At 57.3% G+C, this 22,535-nt stretch carries 29 protein-coding genes, 1 tRNA gene and 1 pseudogene; 14 read left to right on the forward strand and 17 right to left on the reverse strand.

Features of this window, described 5'->3' with window-relative positions:
• Positions 1-250: 250 nt before the first annotated feature.
• Both J3R84_RS24220 and J3R84_RS24225 read right to left on the reverse strand, forming a co-directional pair.
• Positions 251-595 (reverse strand): hypothetical protein, encoded by a 345-nt coding sequence (locus J3R84_RS24220; protein ID WP_203530188.1) that lies wholly within the window; start codon positions 593-595, stop codon positions 251-253.
• Complete coding sequence (locus tag J3R84_RS24225) at positions 595-1,698, reverse strand: IS5 family transposase (protein ID WP_203530187.1); 1,104 nt, start codon at positions 1,696-1,698, stop codon at positions 595-597. The genes J3R84_RS24220 and J3R84_RS24225 overlap by 1 nt, the downstream gene beginning before the upstream one ends.
• A gap of 48 nt (positions 1,699-1,746) precedes the next feature.
• Between J3R84_RS24225 and J3R84_RS24230 the strand changes: the two genes are divergently transcribed.
• A complete protein-coding gene (locus J3R84_RS24230) occupies positions 1,747-2,202 on the forward strand; it encodes a ferritin-like domain-containing protein (RefSeq protein ID WP_225906399.1) in 456 nt (151 codons plus the stop codon).
• A 1,203-nt stretch (positions 2,203-3,405) separates the two neighbouring features.
• On the opposite strand, the gene J3R84_RS24235 is transcribed toward J3R84_RS24230, so the two are convergent.
• Complete coding sequence (locus J3R84_RS24235; RefSeq protein WP_057225604.1) at positions 3,406-3,639, reverse strand: hypothetical protein; 234 nt, start codon at positions 3,637-3,639, stop codon at positions 3,406-3,408.
• A 60-nt stretch (positions 3,640-3,699) separates the two neighbouring features.
• Here J3R84_RS24235 and J3R84_RS24240 point away from each other — a divergent pair.
• From J3R84_RS24240 to J3R84_RS39080, 4 genes and pseudogenes are all read left to right on the forward strand, one after another.
• Positions 3,700-3,780 (forward strand) — tRNA-Met (locus tag J3R84_RS24240).
• 97 nt (positions 3,781-3,877) lie between these two features.
• Positions 3,878-4,042: a hypothetical protein gene (locus tag J3R84_RS24245; RefSeq protein ID WP_225906394.1), complete on the forward strand. Its 165-nt coding sequence runs from the start codon at positions 3,878-3,880 to the stop codon at positions 4,040-4,042.
• Positions 4,043-4,104: 62 nt separating this feature from the next.
• Positions 4,105-4,308: a hypothetical protein gene (locus tag J3R84_RS24250; RefSeq protein WP_057206281.1), complete on the forward strand. Its 204-nt coding sequence runs from the start codon at positions 4,105-4,107 to the stop codon at positions 4,306-4,308.
• A pseudogene (locus J3R84_RS39080) lies at positions 4,262-4,393 on the forward strand (terminase large subunit domain-containing protein); the annotation flags it as partial. The gene J3R84_RS24250 and the pseudogene J3R84_RS39080, both read left to right, overlap by 47 nt.
• Before the next feature lie 170 nt (positions 4,394-4,563).
• Here the strand turns inward: J3R84_RS39080 and J3R84_RS24260 are convergent.
• Positions 4,564-4,725, reverse strand: a complete 162-nt coding sequence (locus J3R84_RS24260; RefSeq protein WP_107027934.1) for a Thivi_2564 family membrane protein — start codon at positions 4,723-4,725, stop codon at positions 4,564-4,566.
• 206 nt (positions 4,726-4,931) lie between these two features.
• Here J3R84_RS24260 and J3R84_RS39085 point away from each other — a divergent pair, with 206 nt between their 5' ends.
• On the forward strand, positions 4,932-5,168 hold the full coding sequence (locus tag J3R84_RS39085) for a phage tail assembly chaperone (RefSeq protein WP_057206283.1): 237 nt from the start codon (positions 4,932-4,934) through the stop codon (positions 5,166-5,168).
• On the opposite strand, the gene J3R84_RS24265 is transcribed toward J3R84_RS39085, so the two are convergent.
• From J3R84_RS24265 to J3R84_RS24275, 3 genes are all read right to left on the reverse strand, one after another.
• Positions 5,165-5,827 (reverse strand): hypothetical protein, encoded by a 663-nt coding sequence (locus tag J3R84_RS24265; RefSeq protein ID WP_113568984.1) that lies wholly within the window; start codon positions 5,825-5,827, stop codon positions 5,165-5,167. The two genes, J3R84_RS39085 and J3R84_RS24265, sit on opposite strands and share 4 nt — an antisense overlap.
• A gap of 540 nt (positions 5,828-6,367) precedes the next feature.
• Positions 6,368-6,577, reverse strand: a complete 210-nt coding sequence (locus J3R84_RS24270; RefSeq protein WP_203528763.1) for a hypothetical protein — start codon at positions 6,575-6,577, stop codon at positions 6,368-6,370.
• A 445-nt stretch (positions 6,578-7,022) separates the two neighbouring features.
• A complete protein-coding gene (locus J3R84_RS24275) occupies positions 7,023-7,283 on the reverse strand; it encodes a hypothetical protein (RefSeq protein ID WP_146160916.1) in 261 nt (86 codons plus the stop codon).
• A gap of 119 nt (positions 7,284-7,402) precedes the next feature.
• Here J3R84_RS24275 and J3R84_RS39090 point away from each other — a divergent pair, with 119 nt between their 5' ends.
• On the forward strand, positions 7,403-7,843 hold the full coding sequence (locus J3R84_RS39090; RefSeq protein WP_373688546.1) for a glycoside hydrolase family protein: 441 nt from the start codon (positions 7,403-7,405) through the stop codon (positions 7,841-7,843).
• Between the two features lie 153 nt (positions 7,844-7,996).
• Here the strand turns inward: J3R84_RS39090 and J3R84_RS24280 are convergent, their stop codons facing one another.
• From J3R84_RS24280 to J3R84_RS24295, 4 genes are all read right to left on the reverse strand, one after another.
• Entirely contained in the window at positions 7,997-8,740 is a 744-nt protein-coding gene (locus J3R84_RS24280; protein WP_057206431.1) for an SOS response-associated peptidase, read from the reverse strand.
• A gap of 12 nt (positions 8,741-8,752) precedes the next feature.
• Entirely contained in the window at positions 8,753-9,076 is a 324-nt protein-coding gene (locus tag J3R84_RS24285) for a hypothetical protein (protein WP_063963246.1), read from the reverse strand.
• A gap of 5 nt (positions 9,077-9,081) precedes the next feature.
• Positions 9,082-9,330 (reverse strand): hypothetical protein, encoded by a 249-nt coding sequence (locus J3R84_RS24290; protein ID WP_057206290.1) that lies wholly within the window; start codon positions 9,328-9,330, stop codon positions 9,082-9,084.
• 99 nt (positions 9,331-9,429) lie between these two features.
• Positions 9,430-9,582, reverse strand: a complete 153-nt coding sequence (locus tag J3R84_RS24295; RefSeq protein WP_164474987.1) for a hypothetical protein — start codon at positions 9,580-9,582, stop codon at positions 9,430-9,432.
• A 242-nt stretch (positions 9,583-9,824) separates the two neighbouring features.
• Here J3R84_RS24295 and J3R84_RS24300 point away from each other — a divergent pair, with 242 nt between their 5' ends.
• Complete coding sequence (locus J3R84_RS24300; RefSeq protein ID WP_373688545.1) at positions 9,825-10,052, forward strand: sunset domain-containing protein; 228 nt, start codon at positions 9,825-9,827, stop codon at positions 10,050-10,052.
• 107 nt (positions 10,053-10,159) lie between these two features.
• On the opposite strand, the gene J3R84_RS24305 is transcribed toward J3R84_RS24300, so the two are convergent.
• From J3R84_RS24305 to J3R84_RS24320, 4 genes are all read right to left on the reverse strand, one after another.
• Positions 10,160-11,224, reverse strand: coding sequence for an ABC transporter substrate-binding protein (locus tag J3R84_RS24305; protein WP_057206292.1), 1,065 nt, complete (start codon positions 11,222-11,224; stop codon positions 10,160-10,162).
• A gap of 50 nt (positions 11,225-11,274) precedes the next feature.
• Positions 11,275-12,042 (reverse strand): ABC transporter permease, encoded by a 768-nt coding sequence (locus tag J3R84_RS24310; RefSeq protein ID WP_057206433.1) that lies wholly within the window; start codon positions 12,040-12,042, stop codon positions 11,275-11,277.
• 85 nt (positions 12,043-12,127) lie between these two features.
• Positions 12,128-12,997 carry an ABC transporter permease gene (locus J3R84_RS24315; protein ID WP_225906398.1) on the reverse strand — a complete coding sequence of 290 codons (870 nt, stop codon included), beginning with the start codon at positions 12,995-12,997 and terminating at the stop codon, positions 12,128-12,130.
• A 26-nt stretch (positions 12,998-13,023) separates the two neighbouring features.
• Positions 13,024-14,139: an ABC transporter ATP-binding protein gene (locus J3R84_RS24320; RefSeq protein WP_057206296.1), complete on the reverse strand. Its 1,116-nt coding sequence runs from the start codon at positions 14,137-14,139 to the stop codon at positions 13,024-13,026.
• A 286-nt stretch (positions 14,140-14,425) separates the two neighbouring features.
• On the opposite strand from J3R84_RS24320, the gene J3R84_RS24325 reads away from it, so the two are divergent.
• From J3R84_RS24325 to J3R84_RS24345, 5 genes are all read left to right on the forward strand, one after another.
• Complete coding sequence (locus J3R84_RS24325) at positions 14,426-15,124, forward strand: GntR family transcriptional regulator (RefSeq protein ID WP_057206299.1); 699 nt, start codon at positions 14,426-14,428, stop codon at positions 15,122-15,124.
• A gap of 102 nt (positions 15,125-15,226) precedes the next feature.
• On the forward strand, positions 15,227-16,585 hold the full coding sequence (locus J3R84_RS24330; RefSeq protein ID WP_113568991.1) for an aspartate aminotransferase family protein: 1,359 nt from the start codon (positions 15,227-15,229) through the stop codon (positions 16,583-16,585).
• Positions 16,582-18,291 carry an acetolactate synthase catalytic subunit gene (locus tag J3R84_RS24335; RefSeq protein ID WP_057206303.1) on the forward strand — a complete coding sequence of 570 codons (1,710 nt, stop codon included), beginning with the start codon at positions 16,582-16,584 and terminating at the stop codon, positions 18,289-18,291. The genes J3R84_RS24330 and J3R84_RS24335 overlap by 4 nt, the downstream gene beginning before the upstream one ends.
• Positions 18,288-19,064, forward strand: a complete 777-nt coding sequence (gene fabG / locus J3R84_RS24340) for a 3-oxoacyl-ACP reductase FabG (RefSeq protein ID WP_057206305.1) — start codon at positions 18,288-18,290, stop codon at positions 19,062-19,064. The genes J3R84_RS24335 and fabG overlap by 4 nt, the downstream gene beginning before the upstream one ends.
• A 35-nt stretch (positions 19,065-19,099) precedes the next feature.
• Positions 19,100-19,795: a winged helix-turn-helix transcriptional regulator gene (locus tag J3R84_RS24345; protein ID WP_203528759.1), complete on the forward strand. Its 696-nt coding sequence runs from the start codon at positions 19,100-19,102 to the stop codon at positions 19,793-19,795.
• A 33-nt stretch (positions 19,796-19,828) separates the two neighbouring features.
• Here J3R84_RS24345 and J3R84_RS24350 read toward each other — a convergent pair whose 3' ends face one another.
• Positions 19,829-20,134, reverse strand: a complete 306-nt coding sequence (locus tag J3R84_RS24350) for a helix-turn-helix domain-containing protein (protein WP_025428883.1) — start codon at positions 20,132-20,134, stop codon at positions 19,829-19,831.
• 4 nt (positions 20,135-20,138) lie between these two features.
• Positions 20,139-21,476 (reverse strand): type II toxin-antitoxin system HipA family toxin, encoded by a 1,338-nt coding sequence (locus J3R84_RS24355; RefSeq protein ID WP_203528757.1) that lies wholly within the window; start codon positions 21,474-21,476, stop codon positions 20,139-20,141.
• Positions 21,477-21,933: 457 nt separating this feature from the next.
• On the opposite strand from J3R84_RS24355, the gene J3R84_RS24360 reads away from it, so the two are divergent.
• Positions 21,934-22,248, forward strand: coding sequence for a hypothetical protein (locus tag J3R84_RS24360; RefSeq protein WP_203528755.1), 315 nt, complete (start codon positions 21,934-21,936; stop codon positions 22,246-22,248).
• The last annotated feature ends 287 nt before the right edge of the window (positions 22,249-22,535 follow it).

Below are 22,535 nucleotides of genomic sequence, written 5' to 3' on the forward strand. Positions count from 1 at the left end.
GGCCTTTTTTCTTGCATAAAGACGAGCTCTTCCGTTTCCTTGATATTCGTGCGGACCCCTTGCGGCCCGTCGTCCGCGTGTTCGGTATTTTAGACACACGAACTGGAACGATTCCGCCGCAGGAAGCTTTCTCCCCTGCATTCATTTGCCAAGGAGAGAATTGATGAAATCGCTGGCTGATATTTTCGAACATACGCTGCAGGATGTTTATTTCGCTGAGAACGCCATCACTAGCAGGCCGTTGAAGAAGTCAGTCGCGTTCGCAGACGAAGCCTGAATCGTCTCCGTTGTGGACGTAGAAGTGCCCGACAAGTCGTCCGGCGGAGCGGAGAGCTGCCCATCCGCGACCACAGACCGGGTCGCTCTCGTCTTGTCCCTCCCATGAGAACTCCGCACAGGCTGATCCGTCGCGTGCGCCGTAGCGGACATCGAGAAAGCCCTTGAGCGCGACGAACGCGATTTCGCCGTCGGCCGTGCCCTGGAATGTCAGATGCGCCTCTTCGACGAGATCGAGGACGTCGTTGTCCCAGTTGTCCATCTCGACGATGCGCCAACGACCGGCGAAGGCCTTGGCGAAGGGAGAAACTCTCGCCATCAGCCTGTCTCCGTCATGAGCTTCGGCAGCCGCACCAGATCATAGGCGGCGGCCGCGAAGGTGAAGGCCCATCCGACGCGGTCGCGTCCACGGAACTTCGTCTTACCCTGCCCGGCGACGGTTTTGATCCAGCCGAACGCCTCCTCGATGCGCTTGCGGATGCGCAAGCTGACCCGATAGCCGGAATGGCGCGTCGTGCGTCCATCAATGGCCGAGCGGCGACCATTGATGTTTTGCGCCACATGGGGCGTGACCTTCATCGACCGCAGATCTTTTACGAAGTCCTTTGTGTCATAGGCCTTGTCGGCACCCAGCGTGATCGCTTGTGTCTGCTCAGTGAAGGGCCCGATCATGTGCAACGCCGCGACCCGTTCGGCATACCCGCTGGCCTCTGTCAGATAGGCATCGACCAGCAGGCCATGGCGATTTTCCATCAGCCCATGCCCCATGAAGCACAGCTTGGCCTCCTTGCCTTTTCCCTTCCTATAAAGCTTCGCATCCGGGTCGGTCGTTGAAGCATGCGTCTCGTTGGAGCGTCTCTCGCCATGGAAGTCTGCTTCCTTATTCCGACCGCCCGCATCCGACAGTGGTTCGCCATGATCGCCCCTGGGGCCGTCCTTCGGCTTGAAGCTCTTGATCGACGCCCAAGCTTCGATCAGCGTGCCATCGACAGAGAAGTGGTCCGTTGACAGCAACCGCTTTACTTTGGGCTGCGAAAGGATTGCGACCAGGAACTTCGCGGCGATGTCGCCTTCCAGCAACCGGTCGCGGTTCTTCGAAAACACCGAATGGTCCCAAGCTGGATCGTCAATGCCAAGGCCAACGAACCAGCGGAACAGAAGGTCGTATTCCAGCCGCTCCATCAAAAGCCGCTCAGAGCGGATCGAATAGAAGGCTTGCAAAAGCATGGCGCGCAGAAGCTTCTCAGGCGCGATCGACGGCCGCCCGATCGGTGAATAAAGTGCTGCCAAATCTCGTTCCAGTGAAACGAGCGCTTCGTTCACGATCTGCCGGATAGCCCGTAGAGGATGATCTTTTCGAACACGATCCTCCAGATCAACATAGCTGAAGAGTTCGCCTGTCCTCACATCGCCGCCGCGCATCCATCAGCTCCAAATCGCAATAAAGCGAGTGAATCACGACCAGAGCCTATGCGCCAGGGCCTTTTTCAACAGCCTGCTAGGGCGCTTCCAAAGGTCGCAAAGGCCGCGAATAACGCGGATCTCAAGAAGGCGGCCGAGGAGCATCTTTCGGAAACGAAAGAGCAGATCAAGAAGTTGGAGCAGGTCTTCAAGTCAATCGGCAAGACGGCATCCGGCGAAAAATGCGACGCCATCGAGGGTCTCATCAAGGAGGCCGACGGTTTGATGAAAGAGGCGGAAGGGACCGCGCTGGACGCGGGACTTCTGGCCGCTTGCCAAGCTGTCGAGCACTACGAGATCGCCCGCTATGGCTCGCTTCGTGAATGGGCCAAGGACCTCGGCCATGATGAGGCGCACAAGCTTCTTAGCGAGATCCTCGACCAGGAGAAAGCGACGAACAACAAGCTCACCAACTTGGCGGTCACATCGATTAACAAGACCTCGGCGCGTTCCAAGGCTGCATAGCAAAACAAGGGCGGCACTGACCGCCCTTTTTCCATTTCATATTCAGCGCCATTGGTAGTGGCGAGACCTTTTCCTCCCGCCGGAGAGGTGGATGAATCCGGTAACAATTTCCGCAGGCAGGGCAAATGGTAAGCCGCGTGCGAAGAACCGGGATCAATTCCCGGGTCTGCAATCAGATAGCCGCTTAGTCGGCAATAGAGCAAGAGTCGGAGCGACTATAGCTCCGGCCCCCGCCAGACGGTAAACAAGCTGGTGGGGCACCAATGAAATTAGCGGCTTCGGTCGCCTTTTTCCGCGCCGGCGACGTGAGTGAGCACGAGGCGTCATGATGCAATTTCACGCAGGCAAATGCCCGAGCTGTCATAACGGCCGGCTCTTTCTCTTTCGCGAGAGCGAAACCGGAGATGTCTACGGACACTGCGAGGAGTGCGAGCAGGGTTATCGATCGCCAGAAGAAATCGAGGGCAAAAGCGGGTTTCTAACGCTACTCAACGATTCCGATGCCGAATGGGCGACCGAGGATGAAATATCTCGAAGTGTCTGCGCGAACTATCAGATTTTCGAGGCATAGCCTCAACAGTTACGACAAGCGCTAAGGAGCGGACACCCGATGATTGCCGCCTATGGAATATGGCGGCTCGACTGTTTCCAGTTCAGCGGGTGATTGGTGGTGTCGGGGCTGTCTCTGATCCGAAATCCTCTTTGAACGCCATGAGGCTAAGTACGATCCCAACGAGGATGCACAGCAGCACGATGAAGATGAGGCCGGATTTGTTCATCACTCATTTCAGGCTCAGAATGTGAGAAATTCGTGGCAGAACGCGACCACCCACTGACCGCAGTCTCTTCGGTTGGGTGATCGCCTTCATTTGCGTCACTGAGTTTGGGTATCAGACTGAATTGTCTGCGACGACCCTGTGAACATTGGCGTAGCAGGTCTAAATGCCCAGACCAGCAGGATGCTCATCGAGACGACGAACAGAGAGAAAACAAGACGATTTGACATGGCGCTTTCCTCCATAGTTGGAGCGCTGTGAATGCAGGTTCAGCATTCGTCGCCGTGTCAGGTCGAGTATTTCTGGCAAGGAGACGCGCAAGCGCCTTAATCGAGGCGTCGCGGTCCGTGCGGTACGGGCGGGTTTGAAGTGTCCTGTCGCCGCATGGCAACGTGGGAAGTGTACCACGTTCTTGCTTGCGGGCGCGTCAAATAATCAACTGCACGATGTGCGAAAAGGGCGTCATCGCCCATCTGCCGTTAGCATCCTTCGCAGTTCTGTAAATGATGAAGTCCCGACCGATGGTGAACTTCCCGTGCATAGTGATCTCGTTACCAGTTGAGAGCACGGCGCGAAGTTCGTTTGCATGACGGTTAGCAATTTCGTCACCGATCAAATCGGCCAAGACCTGGTCTAAAATCATCGGTTTTGAATCAGTCATTGGAAACCCCGAACTGTTGTGCAGATTTGCACTCTAACCGTTCAACCAGCGATTTCCATACGTCGGCGTAGAGCAGCCCGGTAGCTCGCCAGCCTCATAAGCTGGAGTGTGTCGCAGGTTCGAACCCTGTCGCCGCAACCAGATCCGTGCCCGGCGGTATCCAGTATAACGAAGGAGAAGGCCGACGACGGCACGAGTACGCGCAAAATTCATGTGTAGCGGCAAGGAAGGCACAACTGTGTTCCTTCACTCCGTCTATTCCGAAGACATCCAGTCCGAGGACGGGCGCTTTACGAAGGCGACCCCTTGGGGTGAGCATCGGATGAACGTCGACAATCCAGACGCTGCAAACCAGTACGAGCCGGGCAAGTCTTATTACCTCAACTTCACGCCCGCCGAGTAATCCCCCAGCGGAAAGGAACCAGCATGCGCCTGCACTTCGCACACTATTAGGGATTCCACCGCTTGTTGGTGATCGCCGACATCTTCGCGGCGGTCGCGGCGATTGTCGCATCCTTCGCACTCGCCGTCGTCCGGTACGGCGCCAGCGTCACCAGGAACTCGCTTCAGGGCCTCGGCATCGCCGCGTGTTGGCTTGGTTCGGTGGTGTGCCCGACTTCAGCAGTGGAACTTCCCGGCTGGCGCCTCGGTATCGCTCGCTCACCTTGAGCACGACAAGACGGTTCTGAACTGGCAGGGCTCGCAGATACCACTGACCTGCTTCGACGAGCTAACGCATTTCAGCGCCAAGCAGTTGCCGATGCGATCTGTCGAATACGCCACGTCGTCGTCGACAGACATCGAGGAGGGTGCTCGCACTCGCAAGACCTGTTGCGCACGATCGAGGGGCTGCTCTGGCCGTTCCTCGTACCGGTTTGGCCGGGCGCGTTGGTTGTGTAGCTCGAGTCCTTGCCTGGATGCCGATCAGATGACGCCCAGAGAGTTGAGCAGCGAAACCACGCCGATGATCAGAATGACGATCTGAGCCATCTGCTTCATCGTCGAATCAATCGGAAGCTTCTGGACGAGATAGAGCACTACGGCGACGAAAAGGACTGTGAAGAGGATGCTGATAGCGGCGGTCATGAGCCCAGATCCTTGAGAAAAGAGCCTCTCTGCAATGAAGGCATAAATATGCCCAAGCTCTCAAAAAGGAAGAACTAAATATGGAGAACCCACTAGCCGAGGCGGTCGCTCAATGTCGTCGCTCGGGATGACAGCGTTCGCGACAAGGATGGGAGACCAGACGCGGACGGAACGAGGCCCACGAGACAGAGAACCCCGAAGCCGCCGTGCCGGACTACGGTGCCTTCATTTGGGAATGGTTCTGGAAACTCCGGCAGTCGCAGCCGCCGGGGCTCTCTGGGCCAGTACCGGTTTCGAACCTTGAGTTCATGGCTTGGTGCCAAACCACGGGAAATATGGTCTCTCGCGAGGAGCTGGCGATCCTCAAGGCGATGGACGCAAAGCTCTGCGCTGAGATCGAGAGGGAGACTGAGGCCATCAGAGCAAGAGAGACTGCAAACTAACTGGCGGACGGCCCCGCCTTGTTATTCCTGGGTTTCTCTTTCAGTTCGGCGACGCGCATGCGGATATTTTCCAACAACTCACGCGCTTCCTTCTGGACAATCAACGCCTTCTCAATTGCCTCGTCGGAGCCATAGATGGCGATAGAACCCACAACACGGTCAACGTGTCGAAGCTGGGTTTCGGCTTTGCGTTCAATTTTCCGGAGTTCGGTGACGTTGGCCGCCGCGTCAGCGGAAGCCGCCAATGCGGCGATGATTTCCGGTTCATTGGAAACAAACTCCTCGCGCTGCTCCTCTTCTTTTTGGCGGCGCTTTTCACGCCGCTGCTCAGGTAACGATTGGTGTAGCGAGGGTAGACGGTTAATGTGCCGTAGAGCTTCAGTCTTCGCTATGTCGACAGTCTCATACGGTTCGGAAAAATACGGTTCGCGTCGATCGTTCGGGTCACCGATGGTGAATTTCCATCCACCATCGGACTCGAACACGGTCACGTCTTTGCCGTGGTAAATCTGCGTCGGGTTTCCCTTCTCGGAGGCGCCCCACTCCTGCAGAATAGGCTGCGGTTTTTTGTGAGCTATAGAAGGTCTCGACTTCTGAAATAGATAAACAGCAGCACCTGCTGCGACCAATAAGACCAACCAGAAAATGCCAGCCTCCATTCGTGTGCGTCACCTTCCATCAAAGTGAAACATGCGCGTTGACTAATGTCGAGTTTCTAATATCCGCCTGGGCGAGAATAGGCGCTTCGCCTACCGCACTTGTTCCCCGCGGCATCGTATTGCCAGCTATACTGGCAGTTGCCCCTATAGTAGGGCGTGTATCCGCCTCCACCACAGTCGTTGTTCGCACAGACCGCCACAGCGGTCCCAACAATCGCCACCGCGACGAGTGCTGCGGCCGCCTGATTTTGTTGCTGAACCATTTGGTTGCACTCGATGGGGCTAATGCCACGTCGCACTAGTTCATAGGTGAGATCTTGTGAAAAATTCAGGTCGGTGTTGGTGATGAAGGTTCGACAGAGAGCCGCTTTGCTCACGCGCGCTGGATCCTTGCGAAAGTCTGCTTGTGTGGTCGTACAACTCGCCAACGCGAGCGCCATCGCAGCGGCCGCAGCGAGCCGCTTCGTAATGTGGATATGCAAGATTTTTCCCCCAGTTCCTTAGGGGATCATGTCACAACTTGTCGAAGAGTCGAGTCGCCTACTTAAACTCTTCTTTGGTGCCGTCTTCGTAGACGACGCCCCGCACACAGGCGTATGCGGTGACTTCATCGTGTTTCAACTTTAACAGCCGTTCGAAAGTCGTCGGCCACTTCCTGATCGTTGTCGCGGATCCACCGCCCGCAATTTCTACGTCTCTATCGAAGGTGTCTGCGGCGACGTGGCCGCCGAGGACAAAGAAGGTCGGCATTGCACGCTGCGAACGACAGCAGCACCGTATCGCGCAAACCTTCATTCGGCGCGCGCGCTATCCCAATCATAGCCCATCTGCCCGCTCCAACGGTTTCATGCCGCTGCGGTGATGATCGGCCATGCCATTTAACAAAGAGGAAAAGCACCATGGACAAGAACGTGTCCGCCGGCGCGGCTGTGCTGACGTGCGGCCATTCTTGTTGTGACAATGCGAAGTAACCGATCCACATCCTTTTCGATCTCGTCGCAGATTGCCTCATATTCGTTCAGGAGCGTGCTATCGGCGCCGGATGTCGGCGTAGTCGATCACGGAACATCGCCGCTTTCGCATATGCTCGGCACAGTTCTCGCAAAGCAGGGCTTCGGACCTCCGACAATTGCTGCCGGCGCTCTGGTAATTTGATCTTCAATCGAGAGCGGCCGATTTTCTCAAGGTCCATATGCTATTTCCAGATCTGCCTTACGTTAGATGTTCGCAGCAGTCGATCGACATCTCTTTCGATTTCAGCGAGGACGGCGTTCAAACCGTCGAGATCGACGTGGTCATGACGGAGCGCAACGATCAAGTCATCTCGGGCCATGGCGGCGAGTGCGTATTCTTCACATAACGCACGAAAGGCCGGGCTCCGTTGCGCTTCGATCATCGCTCGCAGCACTGGGAGCCGCATTTTCAATCGGGATCTGCCGATCCTTTCAAGGTCCATAACGGTCTCTCCTGACCTGGCCTTGCCGCCTATCAACTATCGCATGTTTCCCTGAAAATAAAAGAGGTTAGCACCATGACACGACGCATCAACGCGGCGGGCCTTGCGCTCGTCAAGCAGTGGGAAGGCCTGAAGACGAAAGCCTTCGAGACGTAGGCGGGATCTGGACCACTGGCTACGGCCATACAAGCGCGCCCGGCGCGCCTGCGATGACGCCGAACATGGTGATCACCGAGGCAAAGTCCGAAGAGATCCTGCGCGCCGATCTGCCCAAGTTAGAGGAGCGAACCGACGCTAAGCTCGAACATCTTGGTGTTGGCATTCATCGAGCGCGAAATGCACTTGCGGAGGGCGATCACGGTCTCACGGCGGATCTTCTGCGAGATTTCGGGGTAGGGTGCCCCGGGCCAGGTGATCCCAGAGCGCTGCGTTGCTTGGGGCTGGGGCGTCGCTCTGGGATCATTAGCGCCAATGGTGCGGTTGGCGCTCAACCAGCAATGGCAGGACCATTTAGATTCGGCAATGCAACTAGGACCTTTGTCTGCATGGATCGGACTTAAGTCCTAGGTTGTGCTGTCCGCCGCTGCATGCAGGATCCTACATCGCCCGATGCGAGTTGGCTGGTCGCGGCAGCTCCTTGTTGGCCTCCGTCCCTCCTGTCGGCTGCGGTGGGTTTATGGTTTCCAGACCTTCATAGTGGACAAGGAAAGGTGTCAACCTGCATTGGCAAGCGCTTGCATGTCTGCCACCTGTACGATCTTCAGCTTGTCGTCGGGTAGGGCGCGCTGCAGTGCGCGCGCTTCTTCCCACGGAGCCGCAAGCCATGTCGCGACCTCGTTCTTCGTCGTCAGAAGCACCGGCATCGCCTTTTGATGGATTGGCGCAACGACACCATTCGGTTCCGTCGTCAGGAATGCGTACAGGTCCAGCGTGACGAGCCCTTCCTTGATCTTGCGAACGCTGGTCCAATCCTTTACCCAGATGCCGGCGAAGAACATCAATGGGTCGTCGGCAGTGCTTGCGAACCACGCGTTTGGTGTGCGGCCGCCCTCGACCTTGCTTGCTGGATCCGGTTCGGCAAAGCGGGTTACGGGGACGACGCAGCGGTTTTCCACTCCCAGCCAACGCTTCCAGTGCTTACTGGATGTGTTGCGAACATTGGTGGTCCCGCCATCGGGCTCCATCTTCACCAGTTCCTCGAAGTCGACCTCTTTCCCTTTGGCGCGGAGCTTGTCGGCGCGCTTCTTCGCGCCCTCGAAAAGCGCCTGGCTTGAGGACGGCATACCCCAGCGCACCATCGCCAGTTCGCGGCGATCCTGGTTGTTGCGAATGATCGGCGCGAAGCGATCGGGGTAGATGTCAACGGACGGCTCGAGGTTGCCGACCAGGTCATGCGTGACCGATACGAAATCGCGGATCGCCTGCTGGTTCGTGGTCAAATTGTAGAGATTGCACATCGTCATTGCCCCTCAGAAAAAGTCGTCTTTCCATACTGGCTTGCGAACCGTCTTGATCCTGACCAGCTTCCGGATGCGGAGCTTCCCAGTGTCGGCTCCCCGTGGCAACTCGAAAACTGCCCGTAAATAATCCTTGTGATTGCATTTCTCGCAGCGAAAGTGCGGAGCGATCTCGTCAATCGGCACATCACCGCAAAGCTGCAGGAGATCGCGACAGCGGTAGCGATGCGTGATGCGGCAATACATGCAGTCGATCCTGACGATCTGGCCGGTCTCCTCGGCCTTTGTCAGGGTATGCATGCGCTGCCGACGGGTTAAGCCATTCTGTTCCGGCATGGTCGTCAGCCTGAAGCGCTTGCGCTTTCTATAACTGCGGCGGCCGGATCGCGGCTCGGGCGCCACCCGCGCGTAAAGCCCAAGCTCATCGAAATTTCGGCCAGTGCGAGCTGTTCGCGCAAATGCCTGCAGTCGGCCAATAGGGTCCGGATGGTGGCCTCGGCATCGCCATTGTGCCATGCGAGGGCCGCGGCGAGTTCGTCAGGCGTCTGATCGACATCGTCGGTCTGGGTGGTTTGCTGAGCGGCGGACATGGTTTCTCCTTGTCCGGGGGGCCTTCCCGGAGCGTTCGTCTTGTAGGTTTTAGGTTGGCGGCCGCATCGCCGGTGAAATTAGAACTTCTTGGCCGGTGGCTATTCAATCCGGTGTTCGAAGTAATACCGATTGGGCGCTACACTGCCGTGGACATAGCCGAATGCGCGCCACTTCGTGCAGCCGGAATGCTCGCAAAGGTGCTCGACCAGGCCGCTTTCTACTCTCTTTGTGGCGCCGATTTCGTCACTCATGCTGCCTGCTTTCCCGCTGTGATGTTCCTAATATGTTCTCGCGATCGCAAGAGTCAATGTTCCTACTTGGGGCGGTTGCTTTTTGATCGATCGCTAATATATTATACAACTCTAACTTTAGGAATTTGATGGCACGGGGAGACATGCGCCATCAGCATGGCAGAGTTCCACAGCGACGGAGATCACTGCTACGAGATGCGCCGGCCCTGCTTGTCCTTGTAGGCGCCGCAGGCATCGCAGGCGTGACGTCGATCGAGGAGTGGATTTCAGACCCCTCGAAGCTCCTTTCGATGCTCGATCCCGGTTGCACTATCAAAGGCAATGTCAGCATCAATACCGGCGAGCGGATCTACCACGTGCCAGGTCAGGCGCTTTATTCAGAGACCGTGATCAATTCGCATTACGGAGAACGGTGGTTCTGCAGTGAGGCCGAAGCGCGGGCCGCTGGATGGCGAAAAGCACGGCCTTAGCCCTGAGGTGTCACCAAGCGTTGAGAGATCAACGACACGCCGAACGGACGGCTCAGATCTGCTTGAGAGACCCGAGCTGTCTGTTTCATGTCTGCGGCTTTGCGCTGCTAGCGAAGCCACTCGTTCCAGCGTTGCAGCAGTTGCGCCGCATTGGCGTTGATCCACTCTGAATCGGGGACAACCATATAATCCCGGACCTCGTCTGCATGCGGCATCGTCTTGCGCACGTCTTCCGACATCAAGGCGATCGCCTCGGTGCTTGGCGGCGTACACGACAGCAATTGGCACGCCTTTGCCTGCGCCTCCGGCGAATTCAGCCAAAAAGCCATCAGCTTCAGCGCGTTCTCACGGTTGCCAGCACCCCTGACAAGCGCAATTCGGTCTCCAACCAAAAACGATGCCTTGTAGGACCAGGCGATCGGCAACCCTTCGTTCTGCATCGCCTTTGCGCGCGTCAGCCATATCTGTCCAACTGAATAGTCGCCATTGCGAAACCCTTGCACACTCTGGTCGCCGGTCTTCCACCACACCGAAACTGCGGGCCGGATCTCGTCGAGTTTTCTTAACGCGCGCTCGACGTCAAGCGGAAACAGCTCCTCACGGCTGACACCATCGGCAAGCAATGCCGCTGCCATCACACGCCATGGATCATCGAAGTTCGGAAAAGCACGCTCACCCGGAAACGTCTTGCTGTCCCACATATCGGCCCAGGTCTGCGGCGTCGGATTTCCTTCGCCAGTTCGATAGGCGAGCAATGTGGCTGTCGATTGCAAAAGCGCACCGCCGGCCGCACAGGCGTTGGCACCGAGATCCCTTCGTCCGGCGAACTGTTTGCAGAAATCCGTCAGGTCTTCGGTGACCGCCTTGTGTGCCTTGGATGCCGCCTGGATTTCACCATCGAGATAGAGATCCCAGGTGACATTTCCAGTTTTCACCATTGCCGCGACCTTGGCGCGCATTTCCGCGTTTGTCGCAACGACAGTTACGACCCTTATCCCGGTCGACTTCGTGAAGGGATCGAACCAGGCCTCCTTCAGCGCGCGGTCGTAGGCACCGCCCGTCGAAGCGATGACCACCTGCTCTGCTGCAAGCGATACGGAGGACCAGGTTAGCAGAGGCAAGACGCAGGCAATCCGGTGTATTCTAGTCCAACGCAGCGGAATCGAAATCATGGCTGTTTTCCTTTGAAGGATTAGCAGGGAAATGGAAAGCGTCGCTGTGATCAGTTTCGCTTTTGGGCATTGGCCAAATGAATGGCGCCCATCAACATGAGGGAAATGGCCACCAGCACTGTCGAGACCGCGGCGATGACCGGCGTGAGGTTGAAGTCGATATCTTCGAACATCTTTCGTCCGATCGACTTGCCGCCAATATCCGAGATGAAGAACGCGACCGTCGCTTCATCGAACGAAGCCAGAAAAGCGAACACAGCCCCTGCCGCCACACCCGGTGCAATATTGGGCAAGACCACAAGGACGAAGGCCTGAAGCCTGTTGGCCCCGCAGTTCAATGCTGCCAGTTCCAGCGCGGGGTCGAAACGTTGCAGCGCCGCCGTCACCGTGATCATCACGTAAGGTGTGGCAAGCACGGTATGGGCGATGAGAAAGCCGAAGAAGTTGCCCGTAAGCTGCAGCGGCGAGAACACCAGATATAGTGCGACCCCAAGGACAATGTGCGGCACGATCATCGGCCCAAGCGCAAGAGCCTGAAGCGCCGATCTGAAGGGGAGGCGCCCTCTCACGATCGCCAGCGCGGCCATCGTGCCAGTAATCGTGGCCGTCGCAGTCGTAGCAAGCGCGATCTTGAGGCTGAACCAGGTTGCCGCCATCCAGTCCGGGTCACTGAAATAGGCACGGTACCATTTGAGGCTCAACCCGCTCGGAGGAAACTCAATATAGTCCTTTTCGCTGAGTGACATGGGGATGACGATGAGCGTTGGCAGCAGCAAGAAGAAAAGGACGCAACCGATCACGACAGCCAGAGTGATCATGCCGACGGCCTTGGCAAAGACGTGGAAGGCTGACGCGGCGTAATGGTCGCGAACCAGGGACAGACGATTTGGCGAACGTGCGAGATCAATGGACACTGTGCAATCCCTTGCTGAGCGAGAGCGTCTTTCGAAACAGGAAGACGAAGATGAGCGTCACGGTTAAAAGCACCGACGAAAGCGCTGCGGCGAACGGCCAGTCGAGCAGAACAGTCGTCTGCTGTCCGATCAACGTTGCCATCAGCATAGATCCCGGGCCGCCGACCAACGCCGGCGTGATGTAAAAGCCCAGGGCAAGGACAAAGCACAGGACGCTGCCCGCAAAGACACCCGGCAGGCTAAGCGGCAAGGTGACACTGATGAATGCGCGAAACGCTCCAGCACCAAGATTGCGCGCTGCCCTGACATAGTCGGGCGGCAAGGTCCGCAATGTCGAATAGATTGGCAGGATCATGAACGGCATCAACACATGCGTCATTGCCACAATGACCGCGCCCTGCGTGTAGATCAGCTTCAGCGGTCCGTCGGTGATACCGACATCCGCCAAAAGTGTATTCACGATGCCATTGCGCTGGAGAAGAACCACCCACGCGTAGGACCTGACCAGAACCGATGTCCACAAGGGTATGAAGACGCAGGCCGCAACCACCATGGCAACGCCATGTCGCAACCGCGCCATCAGATAGGCGACGGGAAAGCCGAGAAGCAGGCTTGCAATCGTCACAACGAATGCAACCTTCACCGTGCTCGCCAACACGCCGAGATAGAGCGGCTCGGCAACAAGCCGCCGATAGTGATCAAGGCTTCCGCCCTCAAAACTCAGCGCAACCAGCCGGGTGACGGGATAGACGAACCCGAGGACCAGTGCGGCGACAAGTGGCGTCACCAAGCAGACCGAAACGCTACGCGAATAAAACCGTGCGGATGCCTCAGTCGATCGTGGCTGGCGTGCGGCCATGGCCTGCGAAACTTCGGAAAGGCCGCTCATGCCGCATGCCTTTCCGTTTCTGGAAACAAGTGAATGGCTCCATCATCGAGCAGAAGGTCAACCTGATCTCGCTCGTGAAATGGCAATCCTCCATCGGCCGGCAGCTGTATCTGCAACACAACGTCCGGGCGGCTTTCCAGCCGTACCATGACAATATGGACAGAGCCCACAAAGACACAGGTCTCCACAACAGCCGCAAGGCAGCCCGCACCACCTTCACCACACCTGGCAACCCGAACCCGCTCCGGGCGTATCGCAAGCTTTACTGTTTGCCCGGCCGATGGGCCGACATTTCGCGGACCTTGTGAACGAATGGAAAGAACAGTGTCGTCGGAAAGACGCACCACGGCCGTGCCACCTGCGTTCTCGAGGCAACTGCCTTCGATGAAGTTCATGCGACCGATAAAATCGGCAACAAATGCGGAATTCGGATGCCGATAGAGTTCTGTGGGAGGACCGAATTGCATCAACTCGCCGCCGGCCATAACCGCAACGCGGTCTGACATGGTCAGGGCCTCGTCCTGATCATGCGTCACATAGACAACCGTAGCGCCCAGCCGCTCTTGCAGGCGCTTGATTTCGAACTGCATCGCCTCTCGCAGCTTCTTGTCCAGCGCACCCAATGGTTCATCCATCAACAGAACAGGCGGCTCGAATGCCAGCGCTCGGGCTAATGCAACGCGCTGCTGTTGGCCGCCGGACAATTGTTGGGGGTAGCGCTCCCCATAACTTGAGAGCTGCACGAGTTCGAGCATCTCCTCGACCCGTGTGGCAATCCTCGTCTTGTTCGATCGGCCCCGCATCCGCAACGGAAATGCGATGTTTTGATGCACCGTCAGATGCGGAAAAAGAGCGTACTTTTGAAACACCATGCCGATGCCACGCCGGTTGGGAGCAACATGCGTTACATCTCGTCCTCCAATGACGATCTTGCCGGCGCTCGGTCCCTCAAATCCCGCGATCATGTTCAGCGCGGTTGTCTTGCCGGAACCGGAAGGACCGACAAGCGAAACAAACTCACCGGCACTGATTTCAAGCGACAGGCTCGTGACGGCCCTAACACTGCCAAAATGCTTTTCGAGCCCAACAAGCGATAAATATTGACCAATCAATTCTGACTTTCCTTTCAACTGTTCCGGTGACGCTCTGTGGCGTCTAACCTCTCAAGGGCCCGTTTGACGGCGGCCCCGTACCAACAATCCCATCGGGCGACCCGCAGGCGCAGCCAGGGCAAATCAACGGCGATGTAAAAATCCGCGCCAACCTGGCAGGCGGCACCCGTGACGATAATCAAGAAAGCTGCTAGGACTCGTTGATGCGACAAAAGCTTTGCAGAACTTTCATATTTCATTTTTGTTGCATCAAAAATTTGCATTGTCAACTGAGTGAGAGGTTTGAATGGCGGTCCCTGTGAGCGAGTTGGCCAATATTGATCGTGCGGCGGAGAACCTTGGCGATGCGGCGTATCGCCAGATGAAGGAGCGGATTATCCGTGGCGTCTACCGTCCGGGGCATAAGTTGACGGTGAGGGCGGTTGCCCAGGACTTGGATGTCAGTACTACTCCTGCGCGTGACGCCATCAATCGGCTCGCAAGCGAAGCGGCGCTCGTCTATGCCGGCCCAAAGACGGTCGTCGTGCCTGTCCTTGATGCAAAAGCCCTGCAGGAGATCACGCTTATTCGGTTGGCGCTCGAGGGGTTGGCTGCGCAGCAGGCCGCCGAACATGTTGTCCCGCAGGACGTGCAGGCCCTTAGGTCTCTGCAAAAACAAATTAATTCAGCACTTGACGCTGAGCGGTACGCAGATGCCCTGTGGCACAACAAGGAGTTCCATTTCGCGATCTTCCGGCTGGCAAAATTGCCGCACCTTGTTTCGATGATCGAAACCCTTTGGTTACGGATCGGCCCCTCCCTGCACGATCTCTACCCGGAATTTGCAAAGGAGCGGTTTGGTGTTCACAACCATGAGGTTGCTATGGAGGCGCTCGAGGAGCGCGATGGTGCAGCCGTCCGGGCTGCAATGGAGAATGATATTCGCGACGGCTATCGGCGTCTGAGGCGAGCCTGTCGCGAAAGGGCGATTGGCTCCGCGCAATAGAGAATTTGTTGCATGGACTTGACTGTTGGGTTTTTTGTTGCAACAAAAGTGTAAAGCTCGTACAAACGACGAGCCGAATTTGTTGCTCAGAAAGCCCAAGCCATGTCAGTTCAAGGAATTCATGCCGCGCAGGCCTCGCCTGCACGGACTAAATCGACACGTCTATTCCGTCGCGCAGTGCCGGTTTTCCCCGGTGGTGTGACCCGCGCCACGGTGGAGAAAGATCCTATCCCGTTTTACGTCGCGTACGGGGAGGGCGCCTATCTGGTTGACGTCGATGGCAATCGTCTCCTCGACCTCAACAATAACTTTACGACCCTTATTCATGGACACGGCTTCGAGCCGGTCCGTCAGGCTGCAAGCGATCTTATGCGGACGGGAACGTGCTTTGCCAACCCGACGCAACACGAGATCGGGCTTGCCGAGTTGCTTGTTGATCGTATCCCGGCCATCGAACAAGTGCGCTTCGTCAACAGCGGCACCGAAGCGGTGATGTTCGCAATCAAAGCCGCCCGCGCATTCACGGGCCGACCTGGAATTGTCAGGGTCGAAGGTGCCTATCACGGCGCTTATGATTGGGCCGAGGCCGGGCAGGCGGTGGCCTCAAACCCAGACGATCGGGCAGCAATCTCACGGGCAATACCTGCCTACCATGGCACTCCTGCAAGTGTCGCCGATGACGTCCATCTCATTCGCTTCAACGACGTGGACGGACTTGAGCAACGCCTACACGCCTTGCGTGACCGTGTCGCCTGCCTGTTGATCGATCCGATGCCCAGCCGCGCCGGTCTTCTTCATCCCAATGCCACCTTCATCGAGGCACTGAGTTCGGCTGCACGCAAGCATGGCATTCTCATCATCGCCGATGAGGTTCTCAATCTCAGGCAGGGCTACGCAGGAGCCTCGCCGCGCTACGGGCTCACCCCCGATCTCGTCACGGCCGGCAAAATCATCGGTGGTGGGTTCCCGATCGGCGCGATCGGTGGACGTGAAGAGATCATGCGGGTTTTCGGTACACAGGTGAACAAGCCTCTGCTGCTGCAGGGCGGCACATTTTCCGCCAATCCCGTCTCCATGGTCGCCGGTCGCGTCGCCATGGAAGCAATGACACATGATAGCTTCAATCACCTGGAGGCGCTTGGAGAACGGCTGCGTGACGGCCTTCGAAGCAGCATCAGCCGCGTTGACGCGCCATTCTCTGTCACCGGCGCAGCTTCGCTGTTTCGAATACACCCCAAAACCAATGCACCAACCGAGTTTCGAGAAGCTTTGCTGAGCGATGCGGAAGGCCTCGTGATGAGGGGACTTGCACGGCATTTCCTTCAATGCGGCATCCTCCTTCCCCATGGCGCCGCAGCCAGCCTTTCGACACCAATGACCAACAGCGACATCGACCTCATCCTCGCTGCCTTCGATGATTTCCTGAGTGTTCACGCCGCCAACGAGAGGGCGCAATCATGACCAATGCCGCAACTGAAACTGTCGCCGAGCGCATTGCCCACATCCTTTGCCGCCACCAGGTGGAAGTCATCTTCGCCCAGAGCCTTCCCTCGGCAGTTATTCTCGCAGCGGAGGCGGCTGGCATCAAACAGATCGCCTATAGGCAAGAAAACATGGGCGGGGCGATGGCCGACGGATATGCCCGCATATCAGGCAAAGTCGCTGTGGTTGCCGCCCAGAACGGTCCTGCCGCGACACTTCTTGTCCCGCCTCTTGCGGAAGCCTTAAAGGCGAGTGTTCCGATCGTTGCGCTCGTTCAGGATGTCGAACGCGACCAAACAGACAGAAACGCATTCCAGGATTTCGACCAGATCGCGCTCTTTCAATCCTGCGCCAAATGGGTCCGGCGCGTTCAAGTCCCAGACCGGATTGACGACTATATCGACGCCGCCTTTACCGCAGCTGCATCCGGCCGCCCGGGGCCAGCAGTCTTGCTCCTACCTGCCGATCTGTTGCGCGCGCCGGCTCAGCCGGCCACCCTTCCGAGATCAAAATGCCTCGGCCGATGGCCACTTGATCGCACGCGTCCCTCTGAAGAAGCCCTCGATGAGGTGGCACGGCGAATTGCATCGGCGAAGGCGCCTATCATCGTTGCAGGTGGCGGCGTGCATGGCTCAGGCGCCGCAGAAGAGCTGACAGCTTTGCAGCATGAAGCAAGCCTGCCGGTGATAACCACCAATATGGGCAAGGGGGTGGTCGATGAGTTTCATCCATTGTCTGCCGGTGTCCTTGGATCATTGACCGGCCCACGCTCGCTCGGACGTCACTCGCTGCCTTTGATTGAAGAAGCTGATCTTGTCCTTCTGGTCGGTACGCGAACCAATCAAAATGGAACGGACAACTGGCGCCAAATTCCAACCTCTGCGACAATCGTACATATCGATGTCGATCCGGCAGAGATCGGACGGAATTATGAGGCAATCCGCCTCGTTGGCGACGCCGCGGAAACGCTTTCGGCCCTTCGGGAAGCACTTGGTCGCGTCGACCTTACGCGTCGCAATAATGATCGTGCGCGATTGGAGGAGCGCATCAAAGGCTTCTGGACCGCGTTCGAAAGTGATCGTTTAGACGTTGCAACCGCGACTTCCGGGCCCATCCGTCCGGAAAGAGTGATGGCCGAGCTTCAGTCCCTACTGACCGCTGACATGATGGTCGTCGCCGATGCCTCCTATTCCTCGATGTGGGTTGTCGGGCAGTTGCGTGCACCAGGCGTCATGCGGTTTATCACGCCTCGCGGTCTCGCAGGACTTGGTTGGGGTGTGCCGCTCGCGATCGGGGCTAAGGCTGCCCGTCCACAAAGCCCTGTCGTTGCTCTCGTTGGCGATGGCGGCTTCGCCCATAGTTGGGCGGAGCTCGAAACCATGGTGCGCATGCAACTTCCCGTTCTCATCATCGTTTTGAACAACGGCATCCTTGGTTTCCAAAGGGATGCGGAGACCGTGAAATTCGGCAGATACACGACGGCATGCCATTTCGCCGACGTCGACCATGTGCAGATCGCCAAGGCTTGCGGCTGCCCCGCGGTCCGCGTTGAAGATCCTTGTGATCTGGCCGATCTGCTCAAAAGCAGCATCAATGCTGAGGGACCAATGTTGATTGAGGTCATGACAGACCCGGAAGCACATCCTCCTCTTTCTCTCTTTGCCAATATGGATGCGGCAGCATGACAAATCGCCAAACGGAAAGGATCGCCGTGGTGACCGGCGGCACGACAGGTATTGGGCTGGCAACAGCCCAATACCTTCTCGCACGCGGCCACCGGGTTGCGATCTTCGGTCAAAACGAAGGGCATGTGCGAAACGCCAAGGACGATCTTACCCGTGAATTTGGTGCTGAGCGCCTGTTCGCGCGCACCGTTGATCTCGTGCAACCACCTCAGATCACCGCATTCTTTCGTGAGCTCGAGCAAAGCTGGGGAAGTGCTGGTGTTCTCGTTTGCAATGCCGGGGTCTCGCCGAAGGGTGTCGACGGTCCGTCCCCCTTCGATGAGGTCGACCTTAAAGAGTGGAACTCAGTTCTTTCGGTCAATCTAACCGGTGCAATGTTGTGCTGCCAGGCGGTGTTGCCAGGCATGGTCCGGCATGGATTCGGACGCATCGTGTTCGTTGGTTCGATCGCCGGGCGAACGCTTCCCCGCATCGCCGGTAGCGCTTACGTAACCTCTAAGGCAGCAATGGCTGGTCTCGCGCGTTCGCTTGTCTGGCCTTATGGCGCCCACGGCGTCACAGCCAACGTCGTTGCTCCGGGCAGAATTGCGACCGCCATGGCCGGTGCTATCAGCGCCCCAACCAATCAGGCGGCTATTGCGCGCATTCCCGCTGGCCGAATGGGCGTCCCGAACGAAGTTGCCGCTGCCATAGGCTTTCTCGCCGGCGATGAAGCCGCCTTCGTCAACGGGGCAATCTTGGATGTCAATGGCGGCGAGTACGCGCCAGCGTGAGGCTGAAGTTGAGCGTTTTCCGCAAAGGAGGATAGATGAACGGGCGAATAGTTATCCATACCGAAGACGCGGAGCTTTACCTGCTTCTTAAACACATCCTCACGCTTGAAGGTTTCTCGGCCCAAAACACCAACCGTTTGACCGAGCTGCTGAGCCGTGTTCATCTTGCCCCACCGCTAGCGGTCATTGTCGACTGCTCTGATCCCGACATGAATGCATCTGCCGTCTGCGCCCGCATCAGGGCCAACACAAAGCCTGAGGCAAAGGTTGTGTCTCTCGTGAATACGGCGAACGGCGGCGACGGTCATCACCTGGCCGCGTCAACCGTGGACTGCATCATACACCGTCCGTTCAATCCGGAGCGGTTGCTTGCATTTCTGCGCGGTTTGCGCGCCGATGTGGCGGCGCAATCCAGCACGCAAACACCAACGATACTGCGTTACGCCGACATCGAAATGAACCTCGGTCGGCTTCGCGTCGAGCGAGACGGCCACCCGGTCCTTCTGTCGGCACTCCAGTTTCGTCTGTTGCTGTGCCTGATGCGGGCTCCCGACGTTGTCCATACCCGCGATGACCTAATTGCCGCTGCTTGGCCACCCGATGCAGAGGTCGAACCGCGAACCGTTGATATTCACATTGGACATATAAGACGAGCAATGAAGCGGGCGGGGGCTGATGTCATTCGAACCGTTCGCTCTGTCGGGTACGCGCTTTACCTGCCATCGCATTGACTGAGCGGATTTAATGGCTTTGCAGAACTCTTCCTATTTGTGATCTTCGGCCGGCGAATCCAGGCGTGATTTCGGGACGAACCCCAACGTGAATCCAAAGAGCCGCCCGATCTTGGCAACCGTGTCGACAGTCGGATTTGCTTTCCCGGTTTCAATCTCAGCGACTTGTCTGCGCGTGATGCCAGTCAGTTCCGAAAATTGTTTTTGGTTCAAACCAAGTGCCCTTCGGATCTCAGAAACAGCCTGGGGAAGTCGCAGATCCCCAGCCGCCGCTCTTTCAGCCAGGCGCCGTCTCAATTCCCTCGTTTCTTCCTTGGTGGGTTTCTTCCATCGAGGCATATTCTCACACCCCCGGCGCTGAAGCGGCTGCGTCCAGCACCTTTCCAACAAGCTCGGCGCACCCTGACATTGCGAAATCCACGACTTCCGCGGGCACTCCCATTGCCAGCGATATTTTCGGTGCGTTGGCAAGTCGCTCTGCAAACGTCGCCATCTCCTCAAGAAGCGCGGCCGCTGCTCTCTCGTCCTCCATGAAAACTGCACGGCAGACCTGCCACCAATCAGGATCGCTGTCGCGGTGTGTGTCGCGCATCACTCCCCATCTCGTCGATCTGGCGATGCCTTCGATCGCAAGACGCATCGGCGCGAAATCGAACAGCGGCGCAAGAGTGATGCCTCCACCAGGGGTCTTGCGCAGAGCGGTGTTCCGTCCATGGTTGTCAGGATTGCCCATCGCTCTATTGGTGAGATCGCGTTTCGCGTATTCCACGATATCGATAAATGGTTGGTCCGAATGGCGCTTCAAGACATTCACATAGTCTTCGTGGTCGGCGTTGTGTCCGAACTGCGCGACGCCAATGCTAGAAACCATGCTTTCCCGGCCGAAGCGGCATAGCAGCCCTCCTTGGATCTCCCGATCAAAGCGCGGGATCATCAACACCCCTTGCTCATAGGCCGAGACTTCATGAACCCGCAGGCCGAGCTCTTTGGCAACGCGCGAATAGCCGGATTCCGCCTCCAGGATCAGCCGATCGCGTTCGTTGCTGCTCCTGAGTAGTTTTACGATTACGTGTCGGATGGCTTCGTCGTCCTTCACAAACGCGTCTGGATAATAGAGACCATCGACCGCTTGTGTTAGAGCGACCTTCGGCCATTCGCCTTGCAGGCCGCTCGATCCTGAGGCGATCATGCCGAACCGGTCGACGACTTCGATGAATTTTTCGCTGCGATTGAAGATGTCGTCTTCAGTGACCCCAGTGCGCGTCACGTTCTTAAGTCGTTCCCGTTCAGCCTCCGCTGCCTGCTTGATGCGGACGTTGCCCACCGGGCTGCCCGCTGCTCTCAGAAGGAGTGGGAGGTCGGATTCACGGTCATCCACACGCAGCCCAAGGTGCTCCGCGAGCTTACGTCGCGCGTGCCCCTGTGGCATGAGGTCTAGTAGGAAAGGAGGCCAAGTCGCCAGATATCGACTCTCAAGGTCTACAGGGAACCTGACAGACATGGCTCTGGCGTCGCCTACCTCACCGTTGGCACTATAATCTGCGGCGGCGAAATTGGCGAAATAGTCGATGTCATACTCAACGATCGACGGCCCCCGATAACCAAGCTGGGCGTCGAGGATCTCAATTGTGCCGCATTCGCGCCAGTCGCTTCTCCAGAATGCTTCGACAGTCAAACGCATTTAATAATCCCCTTTAAGGGATATATTAATAGAGCTTTCGGCTTTTTCCAACCCATCAAAAGGGTCTGTTGTTTTGGTCGAGATTTTACTGCGGAGAGGGACTGAACACAGAATTCGACTCTGTCGAGCGTCCACGATGCGCACCTTGCGTGGCGTGCACACCTTGAGATGTCTCAGCGTTGAGAATACGCCAAACCAGAACTTGGAGTTATCGCCACGCACCTCAGTTCAGGCATCCAGGGCGCAATGAGCGGCGGTTGTCGCGGTCTGCGGCCATAGAGAACAACTGCGGCGGCGACATCCTCCTCTGGCGCCAAGTCCCTCGCTCCTTGCGGGCACAGGGCGATTTTGACGCCACAATTATGCAGCTTCTCCCCATTGATCGTAGCACGCGCAGCCGTTCATCGCGGTTCAGGCCAACTAGTTCAGTGTGATAGCCAGTTAGGAGGAGTTTGCGATGAAAAAGCTCTTATCCGCCCTCGCAGCGATTGGCTTAGCTGCGTCTTTCGCCTTACCGCTAAGCGCCGCTCCGATTTTCGTGCCAAAACCCGAACAAGTACAGACCAGCACTGTCGAACAGGTCAGCCAGTGGCGTCATCGTCAATGGCGCGCGGATCGTCGGTGGGATCGCCGCTGGGATAGACGGCACGCTTGGCTTTCCTGCGGTTACTACGGCAGGTGCTACCCGCGCCATTACGGGTACTACGACGGCTACCGCGACCATTATCGCTACCAGCGTCGATCGGGCGTCACAATCTACTTTAATTTCTAGCGGGCTAGCGCGCACAGTACTGCGGCACGTCAATGCACCGACCCCGCGCGTCGTTGTGCGGCACACATATCGCTCGCCTTGCTCGAGAAAAAAGCCGACGAAGTGAGAATCCTAGAACCGGTCGACAGACGCCCGATCCTCTTCTCATCGTCACCGTCGAACCAACCCTTTAAGTCTGTTGCAATCGGCATAGATCCTCCTTGCAGGAGGATGCGCGATGTCAGAAGAATGGCCGATGTATGTTTTGCAGTGCGTTGTTGTGATCGGCCTCGTAGGAGCTCTGTTCA

It is taken from the genome of Ensifer canadensis, from assembly GCF_017488845.2.
Taxonomy (GTDB): Bacteria; Pseudomonadota; Alphaproteobacteria; order Rhizobiales; family Rhizobiaceae; genus Ensifer; species Ensifer canadensis.

Bases quoted from the DNA above. Each gene is read 5' to 3' on its own strand.
- J3R84_RS24295 (WP_164474987.1), bottom strand. From the start codon at position 9,582: ATGAGTGACGAAATCGGCGCCACAAAGAGAGTAGAAAGCGGCCTGGTC.
- J3R84_RS24325 (WP_057206299.1), top strand. From the start codon at position 14,426: ATGGCGGTCCCTGTGAGCGAGTTGGCCAATATTGATCGTGCGGCGGAG.
- J3R84_RS24305 (WP_057206292.1), bottom strand. From the start codon at position 11,224: ATGATTTCGATTCCGCTGCGTTGGACTAGAATACACCGGATTGCCTGC.
- J3R84_RS24315 (WP_225906398.1), bottom strand. From the start codon at position 12,997: ATGGCCGCACGCCAGCCACGATCGACTGAGGCATCCGCACGGTTTTAT.
- J3R84_RS24280 (WP_057206431.1), bottom strand. From the start codon at position 8,740: ATGTGCAATCTCTACAATTTGACCACGAACCAGCAGGCGATCCGCGAT.
- J3R84_RS24345 (WP_203528759.1), top strand. From the start codon at position 19,100: ATGAACGGGCGAATAGTTATCCATACCGAAGACGCGGAGCTTTACCTG.
- J3R84_RS24360 (WP_203528755.1), top strand. From the start codon at position 21,934: ATGAAAAAGCTCTTATCCGCCCTCGCAGCGATTGGCTTAGCTGCGTCT.
- J3R84_RS24350 (WP_025428883.1), bottom strand. From the start codon at position 20,134: ATGCCTCGATGGAAGAAACCCACCAAGGAAGAAACGAGGGAATTGAGA.
- J3R84_RS24260 (WP_107027934.1), bottom strand. From the start codon at position 4,725: ATGACCGCCGCTATCAGCATCCTCTTCACAGTCCTTTTCGTCGCCGTA.
- J3R84_RS24355 (WP_203528757.1), bottom strand. From the start codon at position 21,476: ATGCGTTTGACTGTCGAAGCATTCTGGAGAAGCGACTGGCGCGAATGC.
- J3R84_RS24330 (WP_113568991.1), top strand. From the start codon at position 15,227: ATGTCAGTTCAAGGAATTCATGCCGCGCAGGCCTCGCCTGCACGGACT.
- J3R84_RS24220 (WP_203530188.1), bottom strand. From the start codon at position 595: ATGGCGAGAGTTTCTCCCTTCGCCAAGGCCTTCGCCGGTCGTTGGCGC.
- J3R84_RS24265 (WP_113568984.1), bottom strand. From the start codon at position 5,827: ATGGAGGCTGGCATTTTCTGGTTGGTCTTATTGGTCGCAGCAGGTGCT.
- J3R84_RS24285 (WP_063963246.1), bottom strand. From the start codon at position 9,076: ATGCCGGAACAGAATGGCTTAACCCGTCGGCAGCGCATGCATACCCTG.
- J3R84_RS24290 (WP_057206290.1), bottom strand. From the start codon at position 9,330: ATGTCCGCCGCTCAGCAAACCACCCAGACCGACGATGTCGATCAGACG.
- J3R84_RS24270 (WP_203528763.1), bottom strand. From the start codon at position 6,577: ATGCCGACCTTCTTTGTCCTCGGCGGCCACGTCGCCGCAGACACCTTC.
- fabG (WP_057206305.1), top strand. From the start codon at position 18,288: ATGACAAATCGCCAAACGGAAAGGATCGCCGTGGTGACCGGCGGCACG.
- J3R84_RS24225 (WP_203530187.1), bottom strand. From the start codon at position 1,698: ATGCGCGGCGGCGATGTGAGGACAGGCGAACTCTTCAGCTATGTTGAT.
- J3R84_RS24230 (WP_225906399.1), top strand. From the start codon at position 1,747: ATGCGCCAGGGCCTTTTTCAACAGCCTGCTAGGGCGCTTCCAAAGGTC.
- J3R84_RS24335 (WP_057206303.1), top strand. From the start codon at position 16,582: ATGACCAATGCCGCAACTGAAACTGTCGCCGAGCGCATTGCCCACATC.
- J3R84_RS24235 (WP_057225604.1), bottom strand. From the start codon at position 3,639: ATGACTGATTCAAAACCGATGATTTTAGACCAGGTCTTGGCCGATTTG.
- J3R84_RS24275 (WP_146160916.1), bottom strand. From the start codon at position 7,283: ATGGACCTTGAAAGGATCGGCAGATCCCGATTGAAAATGCGGCTCCCA.
- J3R84_RS24310 (WP_057206433.1), bottom strand. From the start codon at position 12,042: ATGATCACTCTGGCTGTCGTGATCGGTTGCGTCCTTTTCTTCTTGCTG.